Source organism: Leptolyngbya sp. KIOST-1 (genome assembly GCF_000763385.1).
GTDB lineage: Bacteria > Cyanobacteriota > Cyanobacteriia > Phormidesmidales > Phormidesmidaceae > Nodosilinea.
This window is the reverse complement of the sequence record NZ_JQFA01000002.1, coordinates 86160-105091: the sequence shown is the minus strand read 5'-3', so window position 1 is coordinate 105091 and position 18932 is coordinate 86160. Positions and strand designations below refer to the sequence as shown.

The 18932-nt window shown below is 56.4% G+C and carries 16 protein-coding genes; 10 read left to right on the top strand and 6 right to left on the bottom strand.

From position 1 onward, the window contains the following. Positions 1-86: 86 nt before the first annotated feature. The 4 genes from NF78_RS00520 to NF78_RS00500 form a co-directional block, all read right to left on the bottom strand. Positions 87-2417, bottom strand: coding sequence for an amylo-alpha-1,6-glucosidase (locus tag NF78_RS00520; protein ID WP_081972443.1), 2331 nt, complete (start codon positions 2415-2417; stop codon positions 87-89). Between the two features lie 272 nt (positions 2418-2689). Next, the gene (locus tag NF78_RS00510) at positions 2690-3790 is read right to left on the bottom strand and encodes a glycosyltransferase family 4 protein (RefSeq protein WP_035984313.1); all 1101 of its coding nucleotides are present in this window, start codon (positions 3788-3790) and stop codon (positions 2690-2692) included. A 905-nt stretch (positions 3791-4695) separates the two neighbouring features. Further along, positions 4696-5469, bottom strand: coding sequence for a hypothetical protein (locus NF78_RS00505; RefSeq protein WP_035984312.1), 774 nt, complete (start codon positions 5467-5469; stop codon positions 4696-4698). 134 nt (positions 5470-5603) lie between these two features. Beyond that, the gene (locus NF78_RS00500; protein WP_035984310.1) at positions 5604-5963 is read right to left on the bottom strand and encodes a hypothetical protein; all 360 of its coding nucleotides are present in this window, start codon (positions 5961-5963) and stop codon (positions 5604-5606) included. A gap of 1028 nt (positions 5964-6991) precedes the next feature. On the opposite strand from NF78_RS00500, the gene NF78_RS00495 reads away from it, so the two are divergent. The 9 genes from NF78_RS00495 to NF78_RS00455 all read left to right on the top strand — a co-directional run bounded on the left by NF78_RS00495 (position 6992) and on the right by NF78_RS00455 (position 13901). Continuing rightward, the gene (locus NF78_RS00495) at positions 6992-7276 is read left to right on the top strand and encodes a hypothetical protein (RefSeq protein ID WP_052049478.1); all 285 of its coding nucleotides are present in this window, start codon (positions 6992-6994) and stop codon (positions 7274-7276) included. 184 nt (positions 7277-7460) lie between these two features. After that, positions 7461-7805 (top strand): type I restriction endonuclease, encoded by a 345-nt coding sequence (locus NF78_RS00490; RefSeq protein WP_035984309.1) that lies wholly within the window; start codon positions 7461-7463, stop codon positions 7803-7805. Between the two features lie 567 nt (positions 7806-8372). After that, positions 8373-11600: an ATP-binding protein gene (locus tag NF78_RS00485; protein WP_035984307.1), complete on the top strand. Its 3228-nt coding sequence runs from the start codon at positions 8373-8375 to the stop codon at positions 11598-11600. Between the two features lie 40 nt (positions 11601-11640). Beyond that, the gene (locus NF78_RS00480) at positions 11641-12069 is read left to right on the top strand and encodes a hypothetical protein (protein WP_035984305.1); all 429 of its coding nucleotides are present in this window, start codon (positions 11641-11643) and stop codon (positions 12067-12069) included. Positions 12070-12072: 3 nt separating this feature from the next. Beyond that, positions 12073-12411, top strand: coding sequence for a DUF6883 domain-containing protein (locus tag NF78_RS00475; protein ID WP_035984304.1), 339 nt, complete (start codon positions 12073-12075; stop codon positions 12409-12411). A gap of 13 nt (positions 12412-12424) precedes the next feature. Continuing rightward, entirely contained in the window at positions 12425-12676 is a 252-nt protein-coding gene (locus NF78_RS00470) for a DUF4926 domain-containing protein (protein ID WP_035984303.1), read from the top strand. A gap of 33 nt (positions 12677-12709) precedes the next feature. Next, positions 12710-13096, top strand: coding sequence for a hypothetical protein (locus NF78_RS00465; RefSeq protein WP_035984301.1), 387 nt, complete (start codon positions 12710-12712; stop codon positions 13094-13096). 26 nt (positions 13097-13122) lie between these two features. Further along, positions 13123-13404 (top strand): hypothetical protein, encoded by a 282-nt coding sequence (locus NF78_RS00460; protein ID WP_035984299.1) that lies wholly within the window; start codon positions 13123-13125, stop codon positions 13402-13404. Beyond that, positions 13401-13901 (top strand): PIN domain-containing protein, encoded by a 501-nt coding sequence (locus tag NF78_RS00455; protein WP_035984298.1) that lies wholly within the window; start codon positions 13401-13403, stop codon positions 13899-13901. Before NF78_RS00460 ends, NF78_RS00455 begins: the two co-directional genes overlap by 4 nt. 113 nt (positions 13902-14014) lie before the next feature. Here NF78_RS00455 and NF78_RS00450 read toward each other — a convergent pair whose 3' ends face one another. Together NF78_RS00450 and NF78_RS00445 are read right to left on the bottom strand one after the other, a co-directional pair. Next, positions 14015-15058 carry a macro domain-containing protein gene (locus tag NF78_RS00450; protein WP_035984297.1) on the bottom strand — a complete coding sequence of 348 codons (1044 nt, stop codon included), beginning with the start codon at positions 15056-15058 and terminating at the stop codon, positions 14015-14017. A gap of 84 nt (positions 15059-15142) precedes the next feature. Continuing rightward, entirely contained in the window at positions 15143-15775 is a 633-nt protein-coding gene (locus tag NF78_RS00445) for a DUF4433 domain-containing protein (protein ID WP_035984294.1), read from the bottom strand. 147 nt (positions 15776-15922) lie between these two features. On the opposite strand from NF78_RS00445, the gene NF78_RS31710 reads away from it, so the two are divergent. Then, positions 15923-18910, top strand: coding sequence for a DUF1156 domain-containing protein (locus NF78_RS31710; RefSeq protein ID WP_035988214.1), 2988 nt, complete (start codon positions 15923-15925; stop codon positions 18908-18910). The last annotated feature ends 22 nt before the right edge of the window (positions 18911-18932 follow it).

Below are 18932 nucleotides of genomic sequence, written 5' to 3'. Positions count from 1 at the left end.
AGCAAAAAAAGTATCCTAAATGGCGAATTTAAACGGAGATAAAAAAGCGGTCTTTTATATGAGCCCTATATTAGCGGGTTTATTCCCTAAACCTCAATCACCACCCGCAGGTTGCCCCGCTTGCGCACCACACGGCAGGCGGTGGCCTCGTGGGATCGCTCAAACTCCAGATCCAGCAGCGTCTGCCCCACCTTAAAGTTGTCGATCGCCATGTAGCTGACCGAGGCGGGCAGGGTGGGCTGCACAATCCGCAGGCAGTTGTTGGCCGCATCGGGCACCAGGTTGACCATAATCTGCAACAGCTGAAACACCGTGCCCGTGGCCCAGGCCTGGGGCGAACAGGCCACCGGGTAGCGCACCGGGCGACTGTTGGGGGTGCGCTCAAAGCCGCAAAACAGCTCCGGTGGGCACTGGTAAGGTTGCACAAGGGTCATGTCAAAGATGCCCTGGGCAATTTCCAGCGCCTGGTCGGTGTAGCCCAGGGCGCGCAGCCCGGCGGCAATCATGCCGTTGTCGTGGGGCCACACCGAGCCCACGTGGTAGCCCATGGGATTGTAGGCGGGGTTGCTGCTGCTGAGGGTGCGAATGCCCCAGCCGCTAAACATGTCCGGGGCCAGCAAGCGCTCCGCCACGCTGCGGGCTTTTTCTGGCGAGAAAATGCCCAGGCCCAGGCAGTGGCCAGGGTTGGAGGTGATGCTGTCCACCGGGTTGCCGTGGCCGTCGAGGGCAAGGGCCACATAGCCCTCATCCTCCAGCCAGAAATCTTGAGCAAAGCGAGCTTTGAGGCTGGCGGCGTCGCTTTGCCAGCGATCGCGCAGATCGGGGCGGTCCTGCAGCTCGGCCAAAGGGGCCAGCCGCACCTTGGCGGCGTAGACATAGCCCTGCACTTCGGAAAGGGCGATCGCCCCCTGGGCCAGGTTCCCCGCCGCATCGACGATACAGTCGCCGGAGTCCTTCCAGCCCTGGTTGCGCAGGCCCCCCGGCGATTTGCAGAAATAGGTGACATAGCCCGTGGGCTCCATACTGCGATCGATCCAGTCCATGGCGGCCAGGGCGTGGGGCCACAACTGGTCGAGCAGGGGGCGATCGCCCTTCCAGGCGTAGTAGTCGGCGTAGAGCATCAGCCACAGGGGGGTGGCATCCACCGTGCCGTAGTAGGGGGTGTGGGGCACCTCGCCGCTGCGCGACATCTCGCCAAACCGCAGCTCATGGAGAATTTTGCCCGGCTCTTCTTCGCGCCAGTCGTCATTTTTTTGGCCCTGGTACTCGGCCAGCACCGTCAGGGTCTGCCGCGCCAGGGCGGGGTTAAACATCAACGTCTGCATCGCCGCAATCAGCGAGTCGCGGCCAAACAGCGTGGCAAACCAGGGAATGCCCGCCGACAGCACCTTGCCGTCGCCAAAGGTCTGCCCCAGCAGGTAGGTGTCCTGCTCGGCCCGCTCGATGATCTGGTTCAGCGCCCGGTTGTCGGTGCGAATGTGGGTCACCCCCTCGCGCCACTGCTGCTCCTCCATGGTTTCCGCCGCCACCGCCTGGCTGAGGGTGGCGGGCAGGCCCACGGTGGAGGCCGGGTGGCCGTCGAGAAAGGGCTGCAGCCGGTAGCCCAAAATTTCGGTGGCCTGGGGTTGCAGCTCCACCCGCCAGATCGCCGTATAGCCCTTCAGCTGGTCGGGGGGCCGCTGGTAAAACTGAATTCTCGCCTCCATCAGCAGCTGGTCAACCCCCTGGTAAGCCAGGGTGAGTTCGTCCCCTGCCCCCGGCACCGCGCCATCGGGCAGGGAGGGCATGGGGACCGCCGCACCCTCCGGGAGGCGAACGGATCGCAGCAGGGTGCCTGTTTGCTGCCGCACCCGCCCCCGAATTTCAAACAGGTCGGCAAAGTCGGCGTCAAAGCTGAGGCTGAGCTCGAATTCTACCGGCCCGGTACTGTAGTTGGTCAGGGTGAGTTCCTCAAACAGCCCCCCTTGCAGCACCAGATCCCGCTGAATGCCAATGGTCTCAGCCCGAATTTCGCGGCGGCCATGCTCTGGAGAGATATACGGGTTGGCGCAGAGGGCCGACAGGGCAAACCCCCGCTGGGCGGTGCTGCTGAGCAAAATCGGCGGCAGCCCCTCCACTTGCAGCTCCAATCGGCTGAGAAACCGGGTGTCGCGGCAAAACAACCCCAGGCTAGAGGCGGACTGGTCATCGCCACAGGCAATGTTGCCCAGGGTGTCGGTGATGATAAACAGGTCGTTGTCCTTGAGGGTCAGCGTCGGCTGCTGCCGCCGGGTGGTGGTGCAGGGCCATTCCGGGATCGGCACCTGCTGGGCCGGGGCAAAGGTGCGCCCATCCACCTCGACAATCTTGAGGGATGAATGGTTGAGGGCGGCAGTTGAGCTGGTTTCTAGCGCGTCCTGAGGGAAAGACTCGGTCATGGTTGAGATCCTTGTGGGGTGGGACGGGAGCAGAGCTGGGCGGGCACTGCCCACCGTTGAGAGGGAAATTATTTCAGTAACGTTAGCTTGGGATAATGCCATCCCCTCCTTGGAGGGGTGCCCAACGGGCGGGGTGGGTGAACTCTCCTGCACCACACAAGTCCCTAGGGGCAGGGAGGCGACATGGTGGGGCATGGACTAACCCACCCCTACCCCTCCCGGGAGGGGACAGAGGGCCTGCTTTTTCAGGAATTTTTTATGCCGAACTCAGGCTAAGTAGACGATAGATCGGGGCGGCGGGGGCGCATATCGCGATCGCGGGTTTCGCTGACGGAGCGATCGCGCTGGCCGATCACCGCGCGGTACACCGCCTCGTAGCCATCTACCATGCGCCCCACGCCAAAGTTGAGCGCCACATGGTCGCGGCAGGCCTGGCGACTAATCTGGTGAATTTGCCCCACCGCCGCGACGCAGTCTTCCACGCTGTGGCACAGAAAGCCGGTCTCGCCGTGGGCCACCACCTCCGGGGCCGAGCCCAGGGCCATGGCAACCACCGGGGTGCCGCTGGCCATGGATTCGGCCATTACCAGGCCAAAGGGCTCGGGCCAGGTAATCGGAAACAGCGTTGCCGTGGCGTGGCCGATCAGGGGTTTTTTCTGCGATTGGCTGACCTCGCCCAGGTACACAATTTGCTCGCCGTCGATGTGGGGGGCCACCTCGCGATCAAAAAAGGCCTGATCTTCAGCATCGACCTTGCCCGCCATCTTCAGCGGCCAGCCAAGGCGCTGGGCGATCGCGATCGCCAGGTGGGGGCCTTTTTCCACCGACATACGGCCCAAAAAGGCTAGGTAGGGCGGGGCTTGGGGCTGGGGGTAAAAATTAAACTGCTCTAGGGCGATGGCGTTGTACACCGTCGCCACATAGTTAAGCCCCAGCTCAGGCCGCTGCTGCGATCTGGACACGGTGACTAAATTCTGCTGCCGATACTGGCCAAAAATTTGCTCAGAGGCGGCGGTAAACGGCCCGTGCAGGGTGTGCACCACCGGGGTTTGGCTATGGTGGGTGGGGGCTAGGGCCGCCGCATCCATGTGGGAGTGAATGATGTCGAAATCGCTGGCGTGGCCAAAGACATGGCCCAGCTGGCGCTGCTCGTAGCCAGCGTAGGCGGGGGGCAGCACGCCGAGGGGCCGCAGGGCGCGATCGCACCCCGGCTCTAGCAGCGCCTGCGTCTGCGAATCGCCCGAGGCAAACAGCGTCACCTGGTGCCCTCGGCGCACCAGCTCTTCGGTGAGCAAACTCACCACCATCTCTGTGCCTCCGTAGGCCAAGGGGGGAACCTGCTCCCACAGCGGGGTAACCTGGGCAACGCGCATAATGCCTCTAATAATGTGCAACCATCCTGCTCAGCACCCAGCTGAGGACCTTGATCTACCCACAACAGTTCAGCCCAAGACCAGCCCAACTGCTGAGGGCACCATTCTGTCTACTCAAAGCCCTTTAAGAATCACCCTGGATTAAAAAATAGTGGCCTGCAAAGGGCATCTCGACTAATTACTTTATTGCTAATGCTTAAGGCCTGAAATTCTTGTGAACTCTTTGATTTTATTGACAAGTTCTATATTTTTTTAGATACTCTGAAGTCTAAAGCTATAGGCCGAGTGCAGCGCACTCGGAAGCTAGCAAAGCTTACTGCTGTTATGGCTTACTTTGCTTTACTCAATTGATCAGGTTCTCTATTTTCTAATTTGCCAAAGCGCTGAAGTGGCAGGCATAAACAACTGAGGTGACTGCCTAACATATTCTCTAACGGCCATATATTTACTCAGGCATACCCAAACTTAGCAACTTTCTAACGCTTTGGCTTGGCACCTGTCCATGAGAAACCTGACAATGATACACAGTGCTCACCGAATTAGCTGCTCATGGCAATATATGGGCAAGCTCTGATTGACTGACAAAAGTCAAGGTGTAGGTTGGCGTTAAGCGAAACAAAACCCAACACCAGAGACGATTTCGACGGGTTATACTAGCACCAACCCATCCTACGGCAGGACAAGGGTTGCAGGGGTTTTATCAGTCAATCAGGGGCAAGCTATACCTCTGAAATAACCTTGGATAGCGCCGCCAGTTCAAATGAAGAGGGAAAAAAGGCGTCTATTTAATTCATACTTACTATTGTAGCTTGTTTACAGCCAAGGCATTCAACAACTTCAAATAACTTCAAAAATTATAGGCATACCGTCTTAAATCCTAAACTGCGAGTAACCAACACCAGCGATCACCTGAGTGCCGTAGAATTTTCGCCAGTTCTGAGCCTCGAGCTATCACAAAAAGTCCCCGACAGCGATGGTCCTTGGGCAGGGTTTACAGGGTTAGACTGAGGCAGATCGAGGGACGGTAAATCCTGTGAAGGCACCACTGCCGCCTGCTCCTGCTGCCATAGCGGATCTGTGCCAGGTCGTAGCCCTTGGCTAGTAGGAGCACCTGTCCGAAAGGGTTCTACATCAAACAGGCTCTGCACCCGAAATTCAGGTTCTTCAGTGGCTGGAGCAGTAACCACGGTTTCAGAGTCAGGCTGCGGTGTTGCCTCTACAACAAGGGCGGCGATCGCCCCCTCCCCATCAACAATCACCACCTCCCCCTGCTGGGTCAACCTGTCCAAGTACTTGTGCAAACTCTCCACGGGAAACCCTGCCACTCGTACCCGTCCAAGTTCCTTTACCCCAGACTCCATGCTGGTGCCAATCATCTCCAGATGCTCGATCAAGGGCCGAGCCCTGTCAAAAAACGCCTCATAAAACCGCTGATCCGGCAACTTCACCAGCACGATCGCATCGGGATACTGGTCTTTCACTTCCAGGTATTGCCGCATATCGCTGGGCATGAGCGATCGCTCATCCCCCTGTCCTTGCTCCACTTCGGGCGCTGCCTCAGCCTGGATCTGGGCCTGAGCCGCCTCAGCAAACCCCTGCTGCACGATATTCTTGGAGAAAATCTGAGCAAAGGCGCGGTCTGGAATCCGTGACTGCCCGCTAGGTTCACGGGGAATCAAATCCTTTAGGTCGGGGCATCGGCCTAGGTGAGTTGGCGAAAGCCTTAGGTTTGGAGTTCGGTAAGGTACTAAAAAAGACCCGTTGGCTTAGCTAACGGGTCTTGGGGGGAATGTAGTTGTTGTGTCAACAATCGCTAGGCGCTGCGGCGGGTGCGGCGCTTGTATTCCGACTTTTTCTTGTAGCCGATCGCCTGGGCTTCGTCGCTGTTGGGGCCATACTGGCCGCGCACGGTTTCTTTCATCGCCATCACCATGTCGTGAAATTCGACTTCGGCCAGGCGGGCGGCATCGGAGGCGGCTTTAATCGCGGCCATGAGTTCGGTCTCGTTTTGCTGCTTGGCCAGCATCGCCTCGTAACCGGCTTTGAGGGCTTCGGGGGTAGCTTCGCTGCGGACGGGGATATAGTTCTTGATGAAGCTCAAACCGTGGAAGGAATCAATGTCGGCATTGATGGTTTTAGCCGAAACGCGACGGGAAAAGTCAACGGTGTTCATGTTAGATGTGCCCTGGATGAGGGTGAGTAGGTTTGCATAGACGGGTTTGCCTGCAACGCAGTCGCCGGTCTGGGGCGATGACCGGGTGAAGTGACTTGAGTTGTGGCAATGCGTAACTGTGAGACGACGGCAGGGGTTGGCGTCTGGGTGTCTCGCCTAAGGGCAGATTGCCCAGGGAGAACCCACAACGCTTGGCAGAAATAGCAAGATTGTGACCAGAAATGAAGGGTTTTGATGAAGAACGGGTGAATTGAGCGGCATGGAGCTATAAGGACAGCGACAGCACCGGTTGTTTTGGCTGGGCAAGGTAGAGGTTTTAACCCGTTCGGGTTGATTTAGAGGGATGGCGGCATGGTTTGGGGCGGAAGTACTAGGTTTCAGTCTATGCAATCAGCGATCTGCATTGATGATGGAAGCATCGGCTCCGGCAGTGGAAAGAGTTGCAGGGGTGGAAGGACGATCGCGATCGCTGGAGGGTGCTAACGCTGGGCCTGATGGATGACTGAGGCGGTTGGGGGAATCTTTCAGCGGTGCAAAACCATGATCGCCATCCCCTGATGCAGCTCACAACCGAGCCGATGAATCTGCTGGTCAGTGCAATAAGGGTTTTGGGGGCGCGAAGAAAGCATAGGGGGAGGCCAATCAGGTGTCTGGAGCGGTGGGTGAACCTGAAGGGACTCTTGAACAGCGATCGCGGGCCAGAAACCAAGGTTTTGAGTAGGGCAAACAGCGGTTGAGTGCTGCCATTCAAGGTTTCACCAACGGTAACAATTCTTACTTGCGCCTGGTGTGGTATTCGAGTAGCTTACTGTGCTAAGGCTGTGTGCGTGCAGTCTGTCTTCCCAAAAATTTGGTCAACGGTACCGGAAGGTGTGGGGACACCAACCGGCACCTAACCCCCAAGGCTGATCAGACCAGTCTCGGAGGCTGAGGCTATTATTGCTTAGGCCGCCCCGAACTGCACAACGTCTGGGGCGGCCAAATTTTTGGGGAATTTCCTACCCACTGTTGTTTTGGAGGAATTCCTCATGTTGTGTTTGCCGTATTTGGTGGCGCTGGCCCGGCGGGGCGAGGCGACGAACCCGTTGCTGTTGGCGAATCCGGAGGCCCAGCCGGGACGGGAGCGGTTGCGCCATTTGGTGATTGGGTCACCGGAGGGGGTGCGATCAGCTATCCACCAGCTGCATGTGCTGAACTATGCCGAGCAGGTCACCTGGAGCCAGTTGGTGACGATCCCACCGTCGGGGATTTTGATTACCCCAGAGCAGGGGGAAGTGTTTAGCCTGCTGAGGCGCGATAGGCAGTTAGATTAACTGTTGCACCCCTGGGTTGCATTTCTCTGTTGGGGTTCATCCACAGCAAAGAATGCAATCCTTGAGGTGCCGTCGTAAAGACTTCGAGGTGAGCCACTTGCTAAGTAGGGGGGCAGACTAAGATAAGAAGCGAAACTGCTTACTGTCTAGCCTGTCTCCATTTTTGCAAGCCCTGGTTTAGCGCATGTCGGGTCTCAACGAGGCTGATACCTGTAGAAAGTACGTCTTGCCCCGCCTCAGCGATTGGGAGCGAGAGCCCCACCAGATTGCAGAGCAGTACCCCATTGATGCGGGCCGCATCTTAACTACAGGCACCCGTACCCGCCGTCGCCGCCAAAAGTTTGCCGATTATTTGCTTTGCTACAACCGCGACACTCCTCTGGCTGTGGTTGAGGCCAAACGAAAAAACAAGTCGCCCCAAGACGGTTTGCAACAAGCCAAAGCCTACGCAGAGCTGCTAGACCTCAAGTTTGCCTACTCGACCAAGATCAATGTTCCCAAAGTCTTTCGCTCGATGCGGTCGGGCTGATCTCGGATGTATGGGAGAGCTACGCTGGGATTCCGGCCTGTGGTTGGGCCACGCTGGCGCGAGTAGAGCGGGTGTTGCGCCGAGAGCGGTTGGCACAGCCCGAGAATGCGTATGGTTATGACTGGATCACCTTGGAGCGGTTGACCGTGCGGTTTACCGATGGCTCGGAAGGCGTTCTGCCGTGCTGGTATAAGGGGTATGGCGAGGGCTTTGAATGTCAGATTGAGCAGATTGCCTAACGTTAGGCGGTACATGGATAGGTCTACGGATCGCTCAGTGGCCCTTAACCTTTCTCTTGTCCAGCAATTATGCCTGTGTTGAGCGATCCTAGAACCCAGTCCTTCATAGAATTCCCTGCATTCCGTGGGTTGGCCTGTAGAAAATGTAAACACTTACATCAGGCTGCTCCGGTCTATAGGGAGTTAGCGATGTAATAAGGAGCAAGCGGAGAAATTTGCCCCCTAGGCTGCGTTAACCATCTCCATGGGAATGCTCTTAAGAGAGCCTGCCCTCACGGTCTCAATAAGATGGCTGATTCCCGTTGTTCCACGCCAAAGCCCTTTTCCCATGCTGCCAACTGTCTTTGATACCTGTGTCCCCAGGGATGAGATTCGCTCTGGTGACCTCTCCCTCGACTTGTTCGCAGCCAAGCTTCGGCCTGTGGTGGAGGGCAAGGCTCCCCAGATCTATCAAAAACCTGCGGTTTTTCTAGCCAACACCTTTCCAACCGATGGCCTGAAAACTCTGATTACCGAGGTCTTTGGACGGCTGACCGAGCGGTTGATTGGATCTCCAGTGATTCGGCTAGAGACCAGCTTCGGAGGCGGCAAAACCCACGACGAGATTGCCCTGTGGCATATGGCTAAGCAGGGGCGGCAGATCGATGGGCTCAACCGCTTTGTGGACGATATTTCGCTGATTCCAGATCGCCCCATTCAGGTGGCGGCGGTGGATGGACGGGATTTAGACCCAGAGGCGGGGGTGTATCACCCCGAAACGGGGATCACCACCTACACCCTGTGGGGCGAAATTGCCTACCAGATCGGTGGCATAGACGGATACCAGCTGCTGCGGGGGGCAGACGAAAACCGCATTAGCCCTGGCACCTCGGTAATCGATCGCCTGATTGGCCAAGAACCGACGCTGATTATTCTCGATGAGATTGCTCGTCACCTGCGGGCGGCCAAGGCCAAAACGGTGGGGCAGAGCACCCTGGCCGATCAGGTGGTAGCCTTTTTGTTCTCGCTGATGGATCAAGCGGCCTCCTGCAACAACCTGGTGTTTGTTTATTCCCTGGCCTCAGAGTCCGATACCTTTGCCAAGGAAACAGCCGAAATTCAGCAGGAGCTGATTCGGGCCTCGGCGCGGCAGGAGCGGGTGCTGAGCCCCAGCACCGACATTGAGGTGTACAACATCGTTCGCCAGCGGCTATTTGCCAGCATCAGCGCCGAGGCAGCGGAGAAGGCCGCTGAGGATTACCTCCAAGCCTTTCGGGCTAGCCGGGCAAACCTGCCCGATGGTTGTAAAGATGCCACCTACGCCAGGGCGATCGCCAACAGCTACCCCTTCCACCCCGAGCTGTTTAACCTGCTGACCAAAAAGATTGCCTCCATCCCTGAGTTTCAGCGCACGCGGGGAGCCCTGCGGCTGTTTGCGCGGGTGGTGCGCTACCTGTGGCAGCACCCCGAACAGCGCCTGCCGATGATTCACCCCCACCACCTACCGGTAGGCCTAGAGGAAGAGATCACCAGCGACCTGACCTCGCGGCTCCAGCGGCCCCTGATGCGTCTGCCAATCGCCGCCGATATCTACAACCCCAATGGCCGTGAAGCCCACGCCCAACTGCAAGACCAGGAGTGGATTACCGCTGGCAAGCCGCCTTTTTCCACCTGGGTAGGCCGCACGGTGTTCCTGCACTCCCTCACCCAGGGCATCTCCTCGGGCATTCGCCGCGCCGAGCTAAACCTGTCGCTGCTGACTCCAGGTGTGGATATCAGCTTTGTAGACCGCGCCCTAGAACGGCTGAGCGGTGTGGCCTGGTATCTGGATGTGGACCCCATCACCTCCGTGGCCCGGTTCAAGGAAGAACCCTCGATCAACAAGATCATTGCCGAGGAGAAAGAGCAGGTCGGCATCACCGAGGCGAAGGAGGAACTCCGCACCCGGCGCGATACCATCTTTGCCACCAAGTTCTTTCAGTTGGTGGCTGGCCCCGAGGGTGCCCACGATGTGGACGATGACCCCAGTACCATTGCCCTGTGCATCATCGACTTTAACGAGGCGAAGATTAGCAGCTCCACCGACGGCCCGCCCGCGCTGATCGAGCAGATTTTTAACAACACGGGCGAGTCGGGTAAGTTTCGCACCTTCCGCAATCGGCTGCTGTTTTTGCTGGCCAACGACCAGGAGCTAGATCGGGCGATTGACATCACCCGCGAGTTTAAGGCGGTGCGGGCTATCCTGCGCAGTCAGAACCGCATGGACGACCTCTCCCAGAGTCAGCAGGACCAGATCAAGCAAAAGGAAGGGGAGTTGGATTTGGCGGTGCGGGTGGCTTTGACCAACGCCTACCGCCACCTGTTCTACCCGGCTAATGACCCCGTGAAAGCGCCCAAGGGATTGATGCATTACCCTTTGCCCGCCCAGGATGCCAGCACCGTGAAGGGCAACCGCAACCAACAGGATGTGGTGCTGAAGGCGCTGAAGGACTGCGGCAAGGTGCGGGGCGAAGATGCCGCCCCCTATGCTCCTGCCTACCTACTGCAAAAGGTGTGGCCCACGGGGCTCGACCACTGGACGACGCGCCAACTGCGAGAACAGTTTGCTAAGGACTTGGCTCTGAACATGCTGCTCGATGCGGAGGTGGCTAAGCTTCGGGAGACGATCCGCAAAGGGCTGAGCGAAGGCCAGTGGGATCTCAAGGTGGGAGAGCAGCTCTACATCAAAACCGATGGGGCTGCGGTGGGAATGCCCACCACGATTGAGTTTTCTGAGCGGGCAGAGCTTTACCGGCGGGGGCTGCTGAAGCCGCCTGAGCCGAAGGTGGTGGAGTTGAGTGCTCAGCTGTTGGCCGGGGGCGGCGACGAGCGGACGGTGCAGGTGCGCTGGCGGGCCAAGGAGGCGCTGAAGGTCAGCCTGTACCAGGATGGTAGCCTGGTGGGCGACCAGTTTTTGCCTTCGGATGAGTACCAGGGGCAGATTGCCAAGACGACCCAGTTTAGGGTGGTGGCGGACTACGGCACGGGGGAAATCGGTGAGGCGGTGCAGACCGTAATGCTGTACCCGGCGGGGGGCACCAAGCCACCCAATGGCGGCGAAGGGGGTGGGGGGTATGGAACTCTACCGTTGTTAGAGAAGCCCACTGAAAAAGACTTAGAGGGCAGCCCCAACAAAATATTCAACGATTTGGCGGATTGGTTGAGGGATTATCAGCCGCAGGCGATCGCCGCCCTAGACTTCTCAGTGAGCGACGTGACGGACTACCGCAAGATGGGCACGACTCTGCCCCTGCTGGCTCGCTACCCAGTTGAAATCCAGCAGTTTGTGACGGTGCAAACCGGGCAGCAGTTTGTGCGGCTAGAGTACCAGGGAGATGTGCGCGGGTTCCAGAGCTTTTTTAGCACGCTGAATGGCATGCTGAACCTGCCGGAGACCCAGGCTAGCCTGACGCTAACCGTGAGACTCAAGCTAGATGCCCCTATGGCTCCAGAGGGGTCGGAGATCCAGGGGCTTCAGCAGGCACTAACCCGTAACCCAGTTGAGCGGATGAATCTGAGAGTCAGAGTAGAATACTAGACCTGACGTCTTCTTCCCGGTTTGTGGGGTTCACGACACCATGCAAGAGTTTCAGCTTCGAGTTGTCCCCCTGAGCAACAATGATTTTGCTCTGGAGCTGTACCAGTGCGCCTACAAAAAGGCAGGGGAGAAGAAGCGCCCGGCTGCCAAGCGAGTAGGGAGGCTGAAGGGTAAGCCGCTGGTGCAGGCCCGGCAGGCCATTTACCAAGCGCTGAAGGCGAATAACTATGACCCCAAGACCCTGAGCTACAAGCGGCAGGCTCCCTATGTGCTGAGTGAGGCGTCGGGGGTGAATCTGGCGCTGCTGTTTCAGGCGTTGCAGCCGTTGTCGAAGCCGGAGCGAATTGCCAATGTGACGGAGGGCATTGCGGCGATGAGTAACGAGGAGGCGCACTACTGGTTTGGCAAGGTCAGCAATGGCAAGAAGCGCCCAGCCCTAAAGGCGATGCGGGTCTTGCTAGGGGATTAGGCTTTGAAGTTACCCTACGGGAATGCCGCTAATCCGGCGCAAATCGTGGAGAAGCTGGAGACCTACGCCTTGAACTTCAATCACTCTAGCGGGAAACACACGGCCAGATTGTTTCAGTCAAAATTAGGAATTACCCTAGATAATAAGGCCCTTCTGGTTGAAGCGCTCATTGTGGCAGCGGCGGCAGAACCCGCATTGCTCACGACCGCTGACCTGTATGGAGAACGCTACGTGATTGATTTCTCGATGACGACAGCGGTGGGAACCTCTATGGTGCGGAGTGCTTGGATTATTCAACCCGGCAAAGCTTATCCGCGACTGACCAGCGTTTATCCGATTTAAGCGAGGAGACATTATGAAGCCCATCCATCTCCATGACATGGTTGCCCTGATGGAAGATATTCCGGCTCAGCGTTTTCCTTTTGGGGGGCAAATTTTACTGCGGCGAGGACAAGTCGGTACGGTGGTTGAGGAGTTGGGAGATGGCGAGGCCTTTGAAATTGAGTTTTCTCGTTCGGATGGTCAGGCCTATGCCATATTGGCTATTAGAGCAGAGCAACTATTGCCGCTATATTACGAGCCTGTGGAGCTAGCTGCCGCTAGCTAATGATGCTTTCGCCCGTCAAAGATAGCTTCAGTTATGAAACTTTCAGACCTTGATGCCAATGCTTTGGCGGCAATAAAAACGATTCGATGGGATCGCATTATTGAGAAGCACGAGGGGCCGGAAAACTGGGCCTCTGTGTTGGAGTGGTATGACCCAGAATTTATGATGATTGAGGGACGGGCGGTCTTGCTGCCGGTTGAGCGATCGCACCACGACAACATCACCATTCTTCGTACCATCTGGAGCGAGGATGGCAATTCCCTAACCCTATTTTTGAAAGACACCACCTACGGCGACGACTGGTTTATGAGTGGGTATATGGCGGTGTGCGATCGCATCCCCAACCAAGACTTCTACCTGGCCATTCTCTACCATGAGTGGTTCATCATTGAGCCCTTAAATATATCGACTAACAGCTAACTTAAAAGAAAAGATAGGATAAAACCATGACTCAAAGCACAGCCCCATCCATTAACGTTCAACAGGCAACTCAGGCAGCAAAAGACTACCTCTCAGGACTTCAGGGGTTTATGGGAGGGCTGGTTAATGATATTCGCCTCGAAGAGTCTGAGATATCTGAGGACGATCAGCTGTGGCATATAACGCTGAGTTTTACACGCCCAGCCGACAACCAACTGGTGCCCACTCAAGTTCAGCGAGAATACAAGGTATTTGAGGTCAGTACAGCAACAGGGCAAGTCAAAGCCATGAAAATTCGGACGCTATGATTGAGGAGATAAAAGCTCTACTGAGTCGGTATCGTTCATTGGGGCTACTCATAGACAGTAACATTCTGCTGCTGTACGTTGTGGGGCTTGTGAACCGAGAACGAATTACTCGATTCAAACGCACTCAACAATTTATCCCAGAAGATTTTGATTTGCTGTCGCAAATTATGGCTTCTTTTCAGACCATCGTGACTACACCCAATATTTTGACTGAGGTCAATAGTTTTGTGAATCAGCTAGGAGAGCCGGAACGATCGCGCTGCATATCTTTGTTTGGCCAAGCTATCACAAACATGCAGGAAGATCACCAAGCTAGCGCCACATTGGCTACATTTCCTGAATTTCAGAGATTTGGTTTGACGGATTGCGGCATTGCCAGCGCAGCTCGCGATCGCTATCTAGTGCTGACCGATGATCTACGGTTGACGGCACATCTCCAAAGCAAAAATATAGATGCTATTAATTTCAATAACATTCGACCTCTGAGCTGGCCTTAAAAGGCATTATACCAAATCCGAGTCACACAACCCCGATTCGAAACCGATACCTCGTAGGGAGCATTGCACTGCAATGCCCCTACATACCGGGGGTATACAGATAGGATTTGGTATTAGACAGTCAGCCAGCCTTGGGCTTTTAGGTGGTTCCAGGCCATTGTGAGATGCTGGGGCTTAAAGAGATTTCTTTTACGATCGCTCCATTCCTGCACTCGCTCGATCGCCACCTCGCAATCGACAGCAGCCCGAGGATCTTCTTGAGCCACCCAGTGCAGGGTTGCCAGCATTTCCATGCCGTAGGGGGTTTCAAACCCTTCGATGAGCTGGCTGACTCGCTCTAAATAGGGGTCAGCATTTTGGCCCTCAGCCAAGAAACTTTGGGCCGCCTCGTGCCCTTCGGGCAAAACCTGAATCTGGGCACGATCGTTGCCATCACCGTAGCCACGAATGTAGTGGCCCTCCATGCCTTGTAGGGCGTGGCCCAGGTCATGGGCATAGGGGCCATAGTGAAAGCGTTGGTAAGCCAGTTTTTGCAGCGTAGGCTCTCCAGCTACCTTAAGAAAATACGCCAGCTTTTGAATTTCGATGCGGCTGGCGCTATACCCCGGTAGCCCGTAGAGTTCTAGAATCCGAATTAGGGAGGCTCTAAAGGCTGTCATTGGGGGCTTTGAGGTGGCGATCGCCATCGCTTCAACCGGCGGTGCCCCAGCCGGTTCAAACACAATCACCTCAACATGGGGCAGCGGTTTGAAGGCTTCTAAAATCAGCGGTTTGACCTCGGCCCAGTCTAAGCCCCCGTTGCCGCAGCCCAGGGGGGGGATGGCAATTGATCGAATCCCCAATTGTTGAACTTCTGCTACTAAAGCGGTTAGCCCGGTCTTGATATCGTCAAGCTGGGAGGGTTGTCGCCAGTGGCGTTTGGTGGGGAAGTTGATGATATACCGGGGATTTAGCAGCGAGTCGGTGGCGACGGTAAACATGCGGCCTGGCTCGACCTCATTGTTTTTGCACGCTTTTTGATACTGCTTAAAGTTGTCTGGAAACGCCCGCTTAAATTGCAGCGCAACTCCTTTGCCCATGACACCTACACAGTTGACGGTGTTCACCAGGGCTTCTGTTTTTTCGTCTAGGAGGTTGCCACGCTTTAGCTTAAGCATTGTGCCGTCATGTTGTTAGTTCAATTGTACTGAATGGAGGGGCTGGGTTCAAGATCTGCCAGGGGTGGTCGAGCCGCCTGCATTTTACGTGTAATACCACTGGGGGCGCAGGCGGGCGGTCATCGTTTGCCCAAATTGTCGCAAAATTTGGTTCACCTCGGCAGCGATCGCCTCATCCATCACCCCAATGCCGCGAATCAAAGGCCAGGGCACCGCTTGGTGTACCAAGAACTCGGCCTGGCGGCGGCGCTTGCGATCGCCATCCTCTTCGGTATCTCGCCAATACTTGGTTTGCATGATGTCCCAGTCGATGGCAGCGTCGATTTCGTTGAGGTCGTCGTAGAAGCTGGTGTAGCCCATGACGGCATGACCATCGCTAAACACAAACCCCAGGCCCGCCTCTGCGATCGCTTCGGCGGTGGTGACCAGGTGCAAGATAGACTGCTGACCGCTGGTGTAGCCGGTGACGTTGCCGATGTGGATTGCCCCCAGCATGGGCGAACGGGGGGCAAAGTAGAAGGGCACGTAGTCGTGCAGCACGCCGCCAGGGCCACAGGGCACGGTTTTGGAGTAACGCCTGTCTTGAATGTGCTCGTAGGCAATGGAGGTGTAAGCAGCCTCGCTGGCTTGCAGCCTATTTTTGGCCAGCAGGGTACCGGCCTGCACAATGGTGGCCAGGTTGCTGATGGGGGTAATGTGGTAAAGCCAAACGGGCATTCTACACAGGGCGGTGGTGAGTGCTCCTTAGCGTAGCAATGGGTGGGGCCGGGCGATCGGGCTGGGGCCAGGGCTGTTAAGCAATACCGGCTAAGTCCGGGCAGTTTTTTTTCGCTTCGTACAATGGGATGAGCCATGGAGCCTAGCATGACCGAACCAAAACCCACCCGCCCTGCTGTGTTCATCGAGAAGATCTTCCCGGTGACGCTGCTGAATAGGCAGGTGTATTACGAGCATGGGGGCAACCCGTTTAAGGGGCTGCATCGGTGGTATTCGCGCAAGCCGCTGTCGTTTAGCCGGGCGAGTGTGTTGGGCTCGCTGCTGCCGGATACGGTGACGATGGAGGAGTTTGAGTATCTGCTGGGGCTAAACCGGCGGGTGGATGGGCACTCGGACAGCACGACGAAGCTGTATAAGACGCCGCCGAGCCCGGAGCGGATTAAGCAGGTGCATGACCTGTGTGAGCAGACCTGGGGCACGCGCACGCCGACGGTGCTGGATGCGTTTGCGGGGGGTGGCAGCATTCCGTTTGAGGCGGTGCGGTATGGGCTGAATGTGCTGGCGAGCGACCTGAACCCGGTGGCGGTGGTGACGATGAAGGCGGCGATGGAATACCCGCTAAAGTTTGGGCCAGATTTGCAGCATGAGATTGATAAGTGGGTGAAGTGGGTTGGCGATGAGGCGGAGAAGCGGTTAGCGGAGTTTTTTCCGTCGCAGGAGGGGGAGACAGTTCAGAACTATTTGTGGGCACATACGGTGGTGTGCCCGAGTTGTGAGTCGGTGGTGCCGTTGAGTCCAAACTGGTGGCTGTATAAACGACCAGAAAAGCAGAACTTGAATAAGTGGTGTGCGGTGAAGCCGATTCCAAATCTGCCGGAAAAACGAGTGGATTTTGAGTTAGTGAAGGGGCCAAAGGGAAAGGGCACAACGATTCAGACGGATGAAGGGGATTTTGCTCCAGAGGATTTTGCAACCCTAAGCCGTGGAATTGGGAAATGCTGTAACTGTGGAAATGTCATTGAGGGAGATGTAATCAAGTCTCAGGGCTCCACAACTGAGCTAGGACATCAACTTTATGCAGTTGCTTACAAGCAAGGGGAAAGCAGTCTTCTATTCAGAAGTCCGTCTGAAATTGATTTATGTGCCATCTCAAAAGCCCAAGACTACTTAGAGAAAGAATGGTCTAATCTTGTTTTATCAGGAATGTTACCTGAAATTGAGCTGGAATATGCTCACGAAACTCATGAAAGACAATCTTTGCCTGAGTATGGCTTGACGCATTGGCATAAGTTTTTTAATCCTCGACAATTATTAACTTTAGTGACTTATGTTGAAATTCTCAATGATGTCAAGGGAAAAATAAGGTTAGGGTATGAGCTAGATCAGGTAAACGCAATTTCTACATATCTAGCTTTTGTTTTTGATAGATGCGTTGACAGGAATTGCAGGCTCTCTATTTGGCATACGGCGAGGTCATCAGTTGAGAGAGCTTCTACCCAGCATTCGTTAAACTTAACATGGAATTATCCTGAAATAAATGGTGCTTTAGAGCTTTGGCGATCATGCGCTGATGCTTTTATTTCAGACTACGAAATTCTCTGTAAACAAATTGGCTCGGATCGTCCCAACCTTTTGAATTTCCAGCCAAATCCCCCATCCCCCATCCCCGTCGCGCAATCGTCCCGATTGCAAATCTCACTAGAAGAAACTATGGGGGAAAGCAAGCCGGAGGCTTGCGCGACGATTGAGGGGAACGATCTCGTCGCGCAACCGTCCCGGTTGCAAATCTCAAAGGAGATATCTATGGAGAAAAGCAAGCCGGAGGCTTGCGCGACGATTGTGATGGCTTCGGCGGATAACCTCGCCCATATTGCAGACAAATCTTTGGATGCGATCGTTACCGACCCGCCCTACTACGCCACCATTCAATATTCTGAACTGTCCGACTTCTTCTACGTCTGGCAAAAGCGAGTTCTCGGCGATATCTTCCCCGAACTCTACCTTTCAGAACTCACCGACAAAGACCGCGAAGCCGTCGCCAACCCTTCCCGCTTCCGCAACATGGGCGAGTCTGCCGAAGAACTCGCCAACCGCGACTACGAAGCCAAAATGGCTCTCGCCTTTGCCGAATACTACCGCGTCCTCCGCGACGACGGCGTCATGACCGTCCAGTTCAACCACAAAGACTCCGGTGCCTGGGACGTGCTCGCCAAATCCCTCATCGACGCAGGCTTTGAAATCACCGCCAGCTGGGCCGTCAGCACCGAGAACCCGCAAAACCTGCACCAGGCCCAGAAAAACTCTGTCTCCAGCACCGTGCTGCTGGTCTGCCGCAAGCGCGACCCCAACGCCGGTTCCGCCTGGTGGGATGACCTGCGCCCCGAACTCGCCAACCTCGTCGAGCAACGCGCCCCCGAATTTGAAGCCAACGACATCGGCGGCATCGACCTCTACCTCAGCGCCTTTGGCCCCGCCCTCAACGTCTTTAGCCGTGCCTGGCCCGTACTCGACAGCTCCGGCGTCGAAATGCGCCCCGAAGTCGCCTTTGGGGAAGCTCGTAAAGCCGTAGCAAACTACCGCTTCCGCAAACTGCTCGAAGCCGACACCGCCGGGTTTGACCCCCTCACCCAATGGTACATCCTCGCCTGGGATGCCTTCCGCGCCCGCGAGTTCCCCTTCGATGAAGCTCGGCAGCTCGCCCTCGCCGTCGGCGGCTTCAACGTCAGCGACCTGGCCAAAACCCACAAGCTGATCGACTCCGCCAGCGGCACCTGCAAACTGCTCACCCCCCAGCAGCGCCTCAAAAAACGCGCCTTCTCCACCAACCCCGACGAGTTTACCGCCGCTGCCCTAGTCGATGGCCTCCACGCCATCATCGCCCTCTACCTCGAAGAGCAAAGCATCGACCCCGTCCGCCGCTTCCTCAAAACCACCGGCCTACTCAGCAACGACCTCTTCATGCGCGCCTGGGAAGTCGCCCTCAAGGCGATCCCCCACATCGGCGACGAACGCAAACGCATGGTGGAAGAGAAGGCGCTGGCCGACCTGTGGCTAGCGATGGACGAGATTCAGGCCAAGGTGCTCTACGTGCAGCCAGAGCTGGCGCTTGAAGAAGGGCAAATGGGTTTGTTTTAGAGAGTCATCTACCCACAGAGGT

Coding starts and splice junctions, on each gene's coding strand:
- NF78_RS00520 (WP_081972443.1), bottom strand. CDS start 2,417: ATGACCGAGTCTTTCCCTCAGGACGCGCTAGAAACCAGCTCAACTGCC.
- NF78_RS00510 (WP_035984313.1), bottom strand. CDS start 3,790: ATGCGCGTTGCCCAGGTTACCCCGCTGTGGGAGCAGGTTCCCCCCTTG.
- NF78_RS00500 (WP_035984310.1), bottom strand. CDS start 5,963: ATGAACACCGTTGACTTTTCCCGTCGCGTTTCGGCTAAAACCATCAAT.
- NF78_RS00495 (WP_052049478.1), top strand. CDS start 6,992: ATGTTGTGTTTGCCGTATTTGGTGGCGCTGGCCCGGCGGGGCGAGGCG.
- NF78_RS00490 (WP_035984309.1), top strand. CDS start 7,461: ATGTCGGGTCTCAACGAGGCTGATACCTGTAGAAAGTACGTCTTGCCC.
- NF78_RS00485 (WP_035984307.1), top strand. CDS start 8,373: ATGCTGCCAACTGTCTTTGATACCTGTGTCCCCAGGGATGAGATTCGC.
- NF78_RS00480 (WP_035984305.1), top strand. CDS start 11,641: ATGCAAGAGTTTCAGCTTCGAGTTGTCCCCCTGAGCAACAATGATTTT.
- NF78_RS00470 (WP_035984303.1), top strand. CDS start 12,425: ATGAAGCCCATCCATCTCCATGACATGGTTGCCCTGATGGAAGATATT.
- NF78_RS00465 (WP_035984301.1), top strand. CDS start 12,710: ATGAAACTTTCAGACCTTGATGCCAATGCTTTGGCGGCAATAAAAACG.
- NF78_RS00460 (WP_035984299.1), top strand. CDS start 13,123: ATGACTCAAAGCACAGCCCCATCCATTAACGTTCAACAGGCAACTCAG.
- NF78_RS00455 (WP_035984298.1), top strand. CDS start 13,401: ATGATTGAGGAGATAAAAGCTCTACTGAGTCGGTATCGTTCATTGGGG.
- NF78_RS00450 (WP_035984297.1), bottom strand. CDS start 15,058: ATGCTTAAGCTAAAGCGTGGCAACCTCCTAGACGAAAAAACAGAAGCC.
- NF78_RS00445 (WP_035984294.1), bottom strand. CDS start 15,775: ATGCCCGTTTGGCTTTACCACATTACCCCCATCAGCAACCTGGCCACC.
- NF78_RS31710 (WP_035988214.1), top strand. CDS start 15,923: ATGACCGAACCAAAACCCACCCGCCCTGCTGTGTTCATCGAGAAGATC.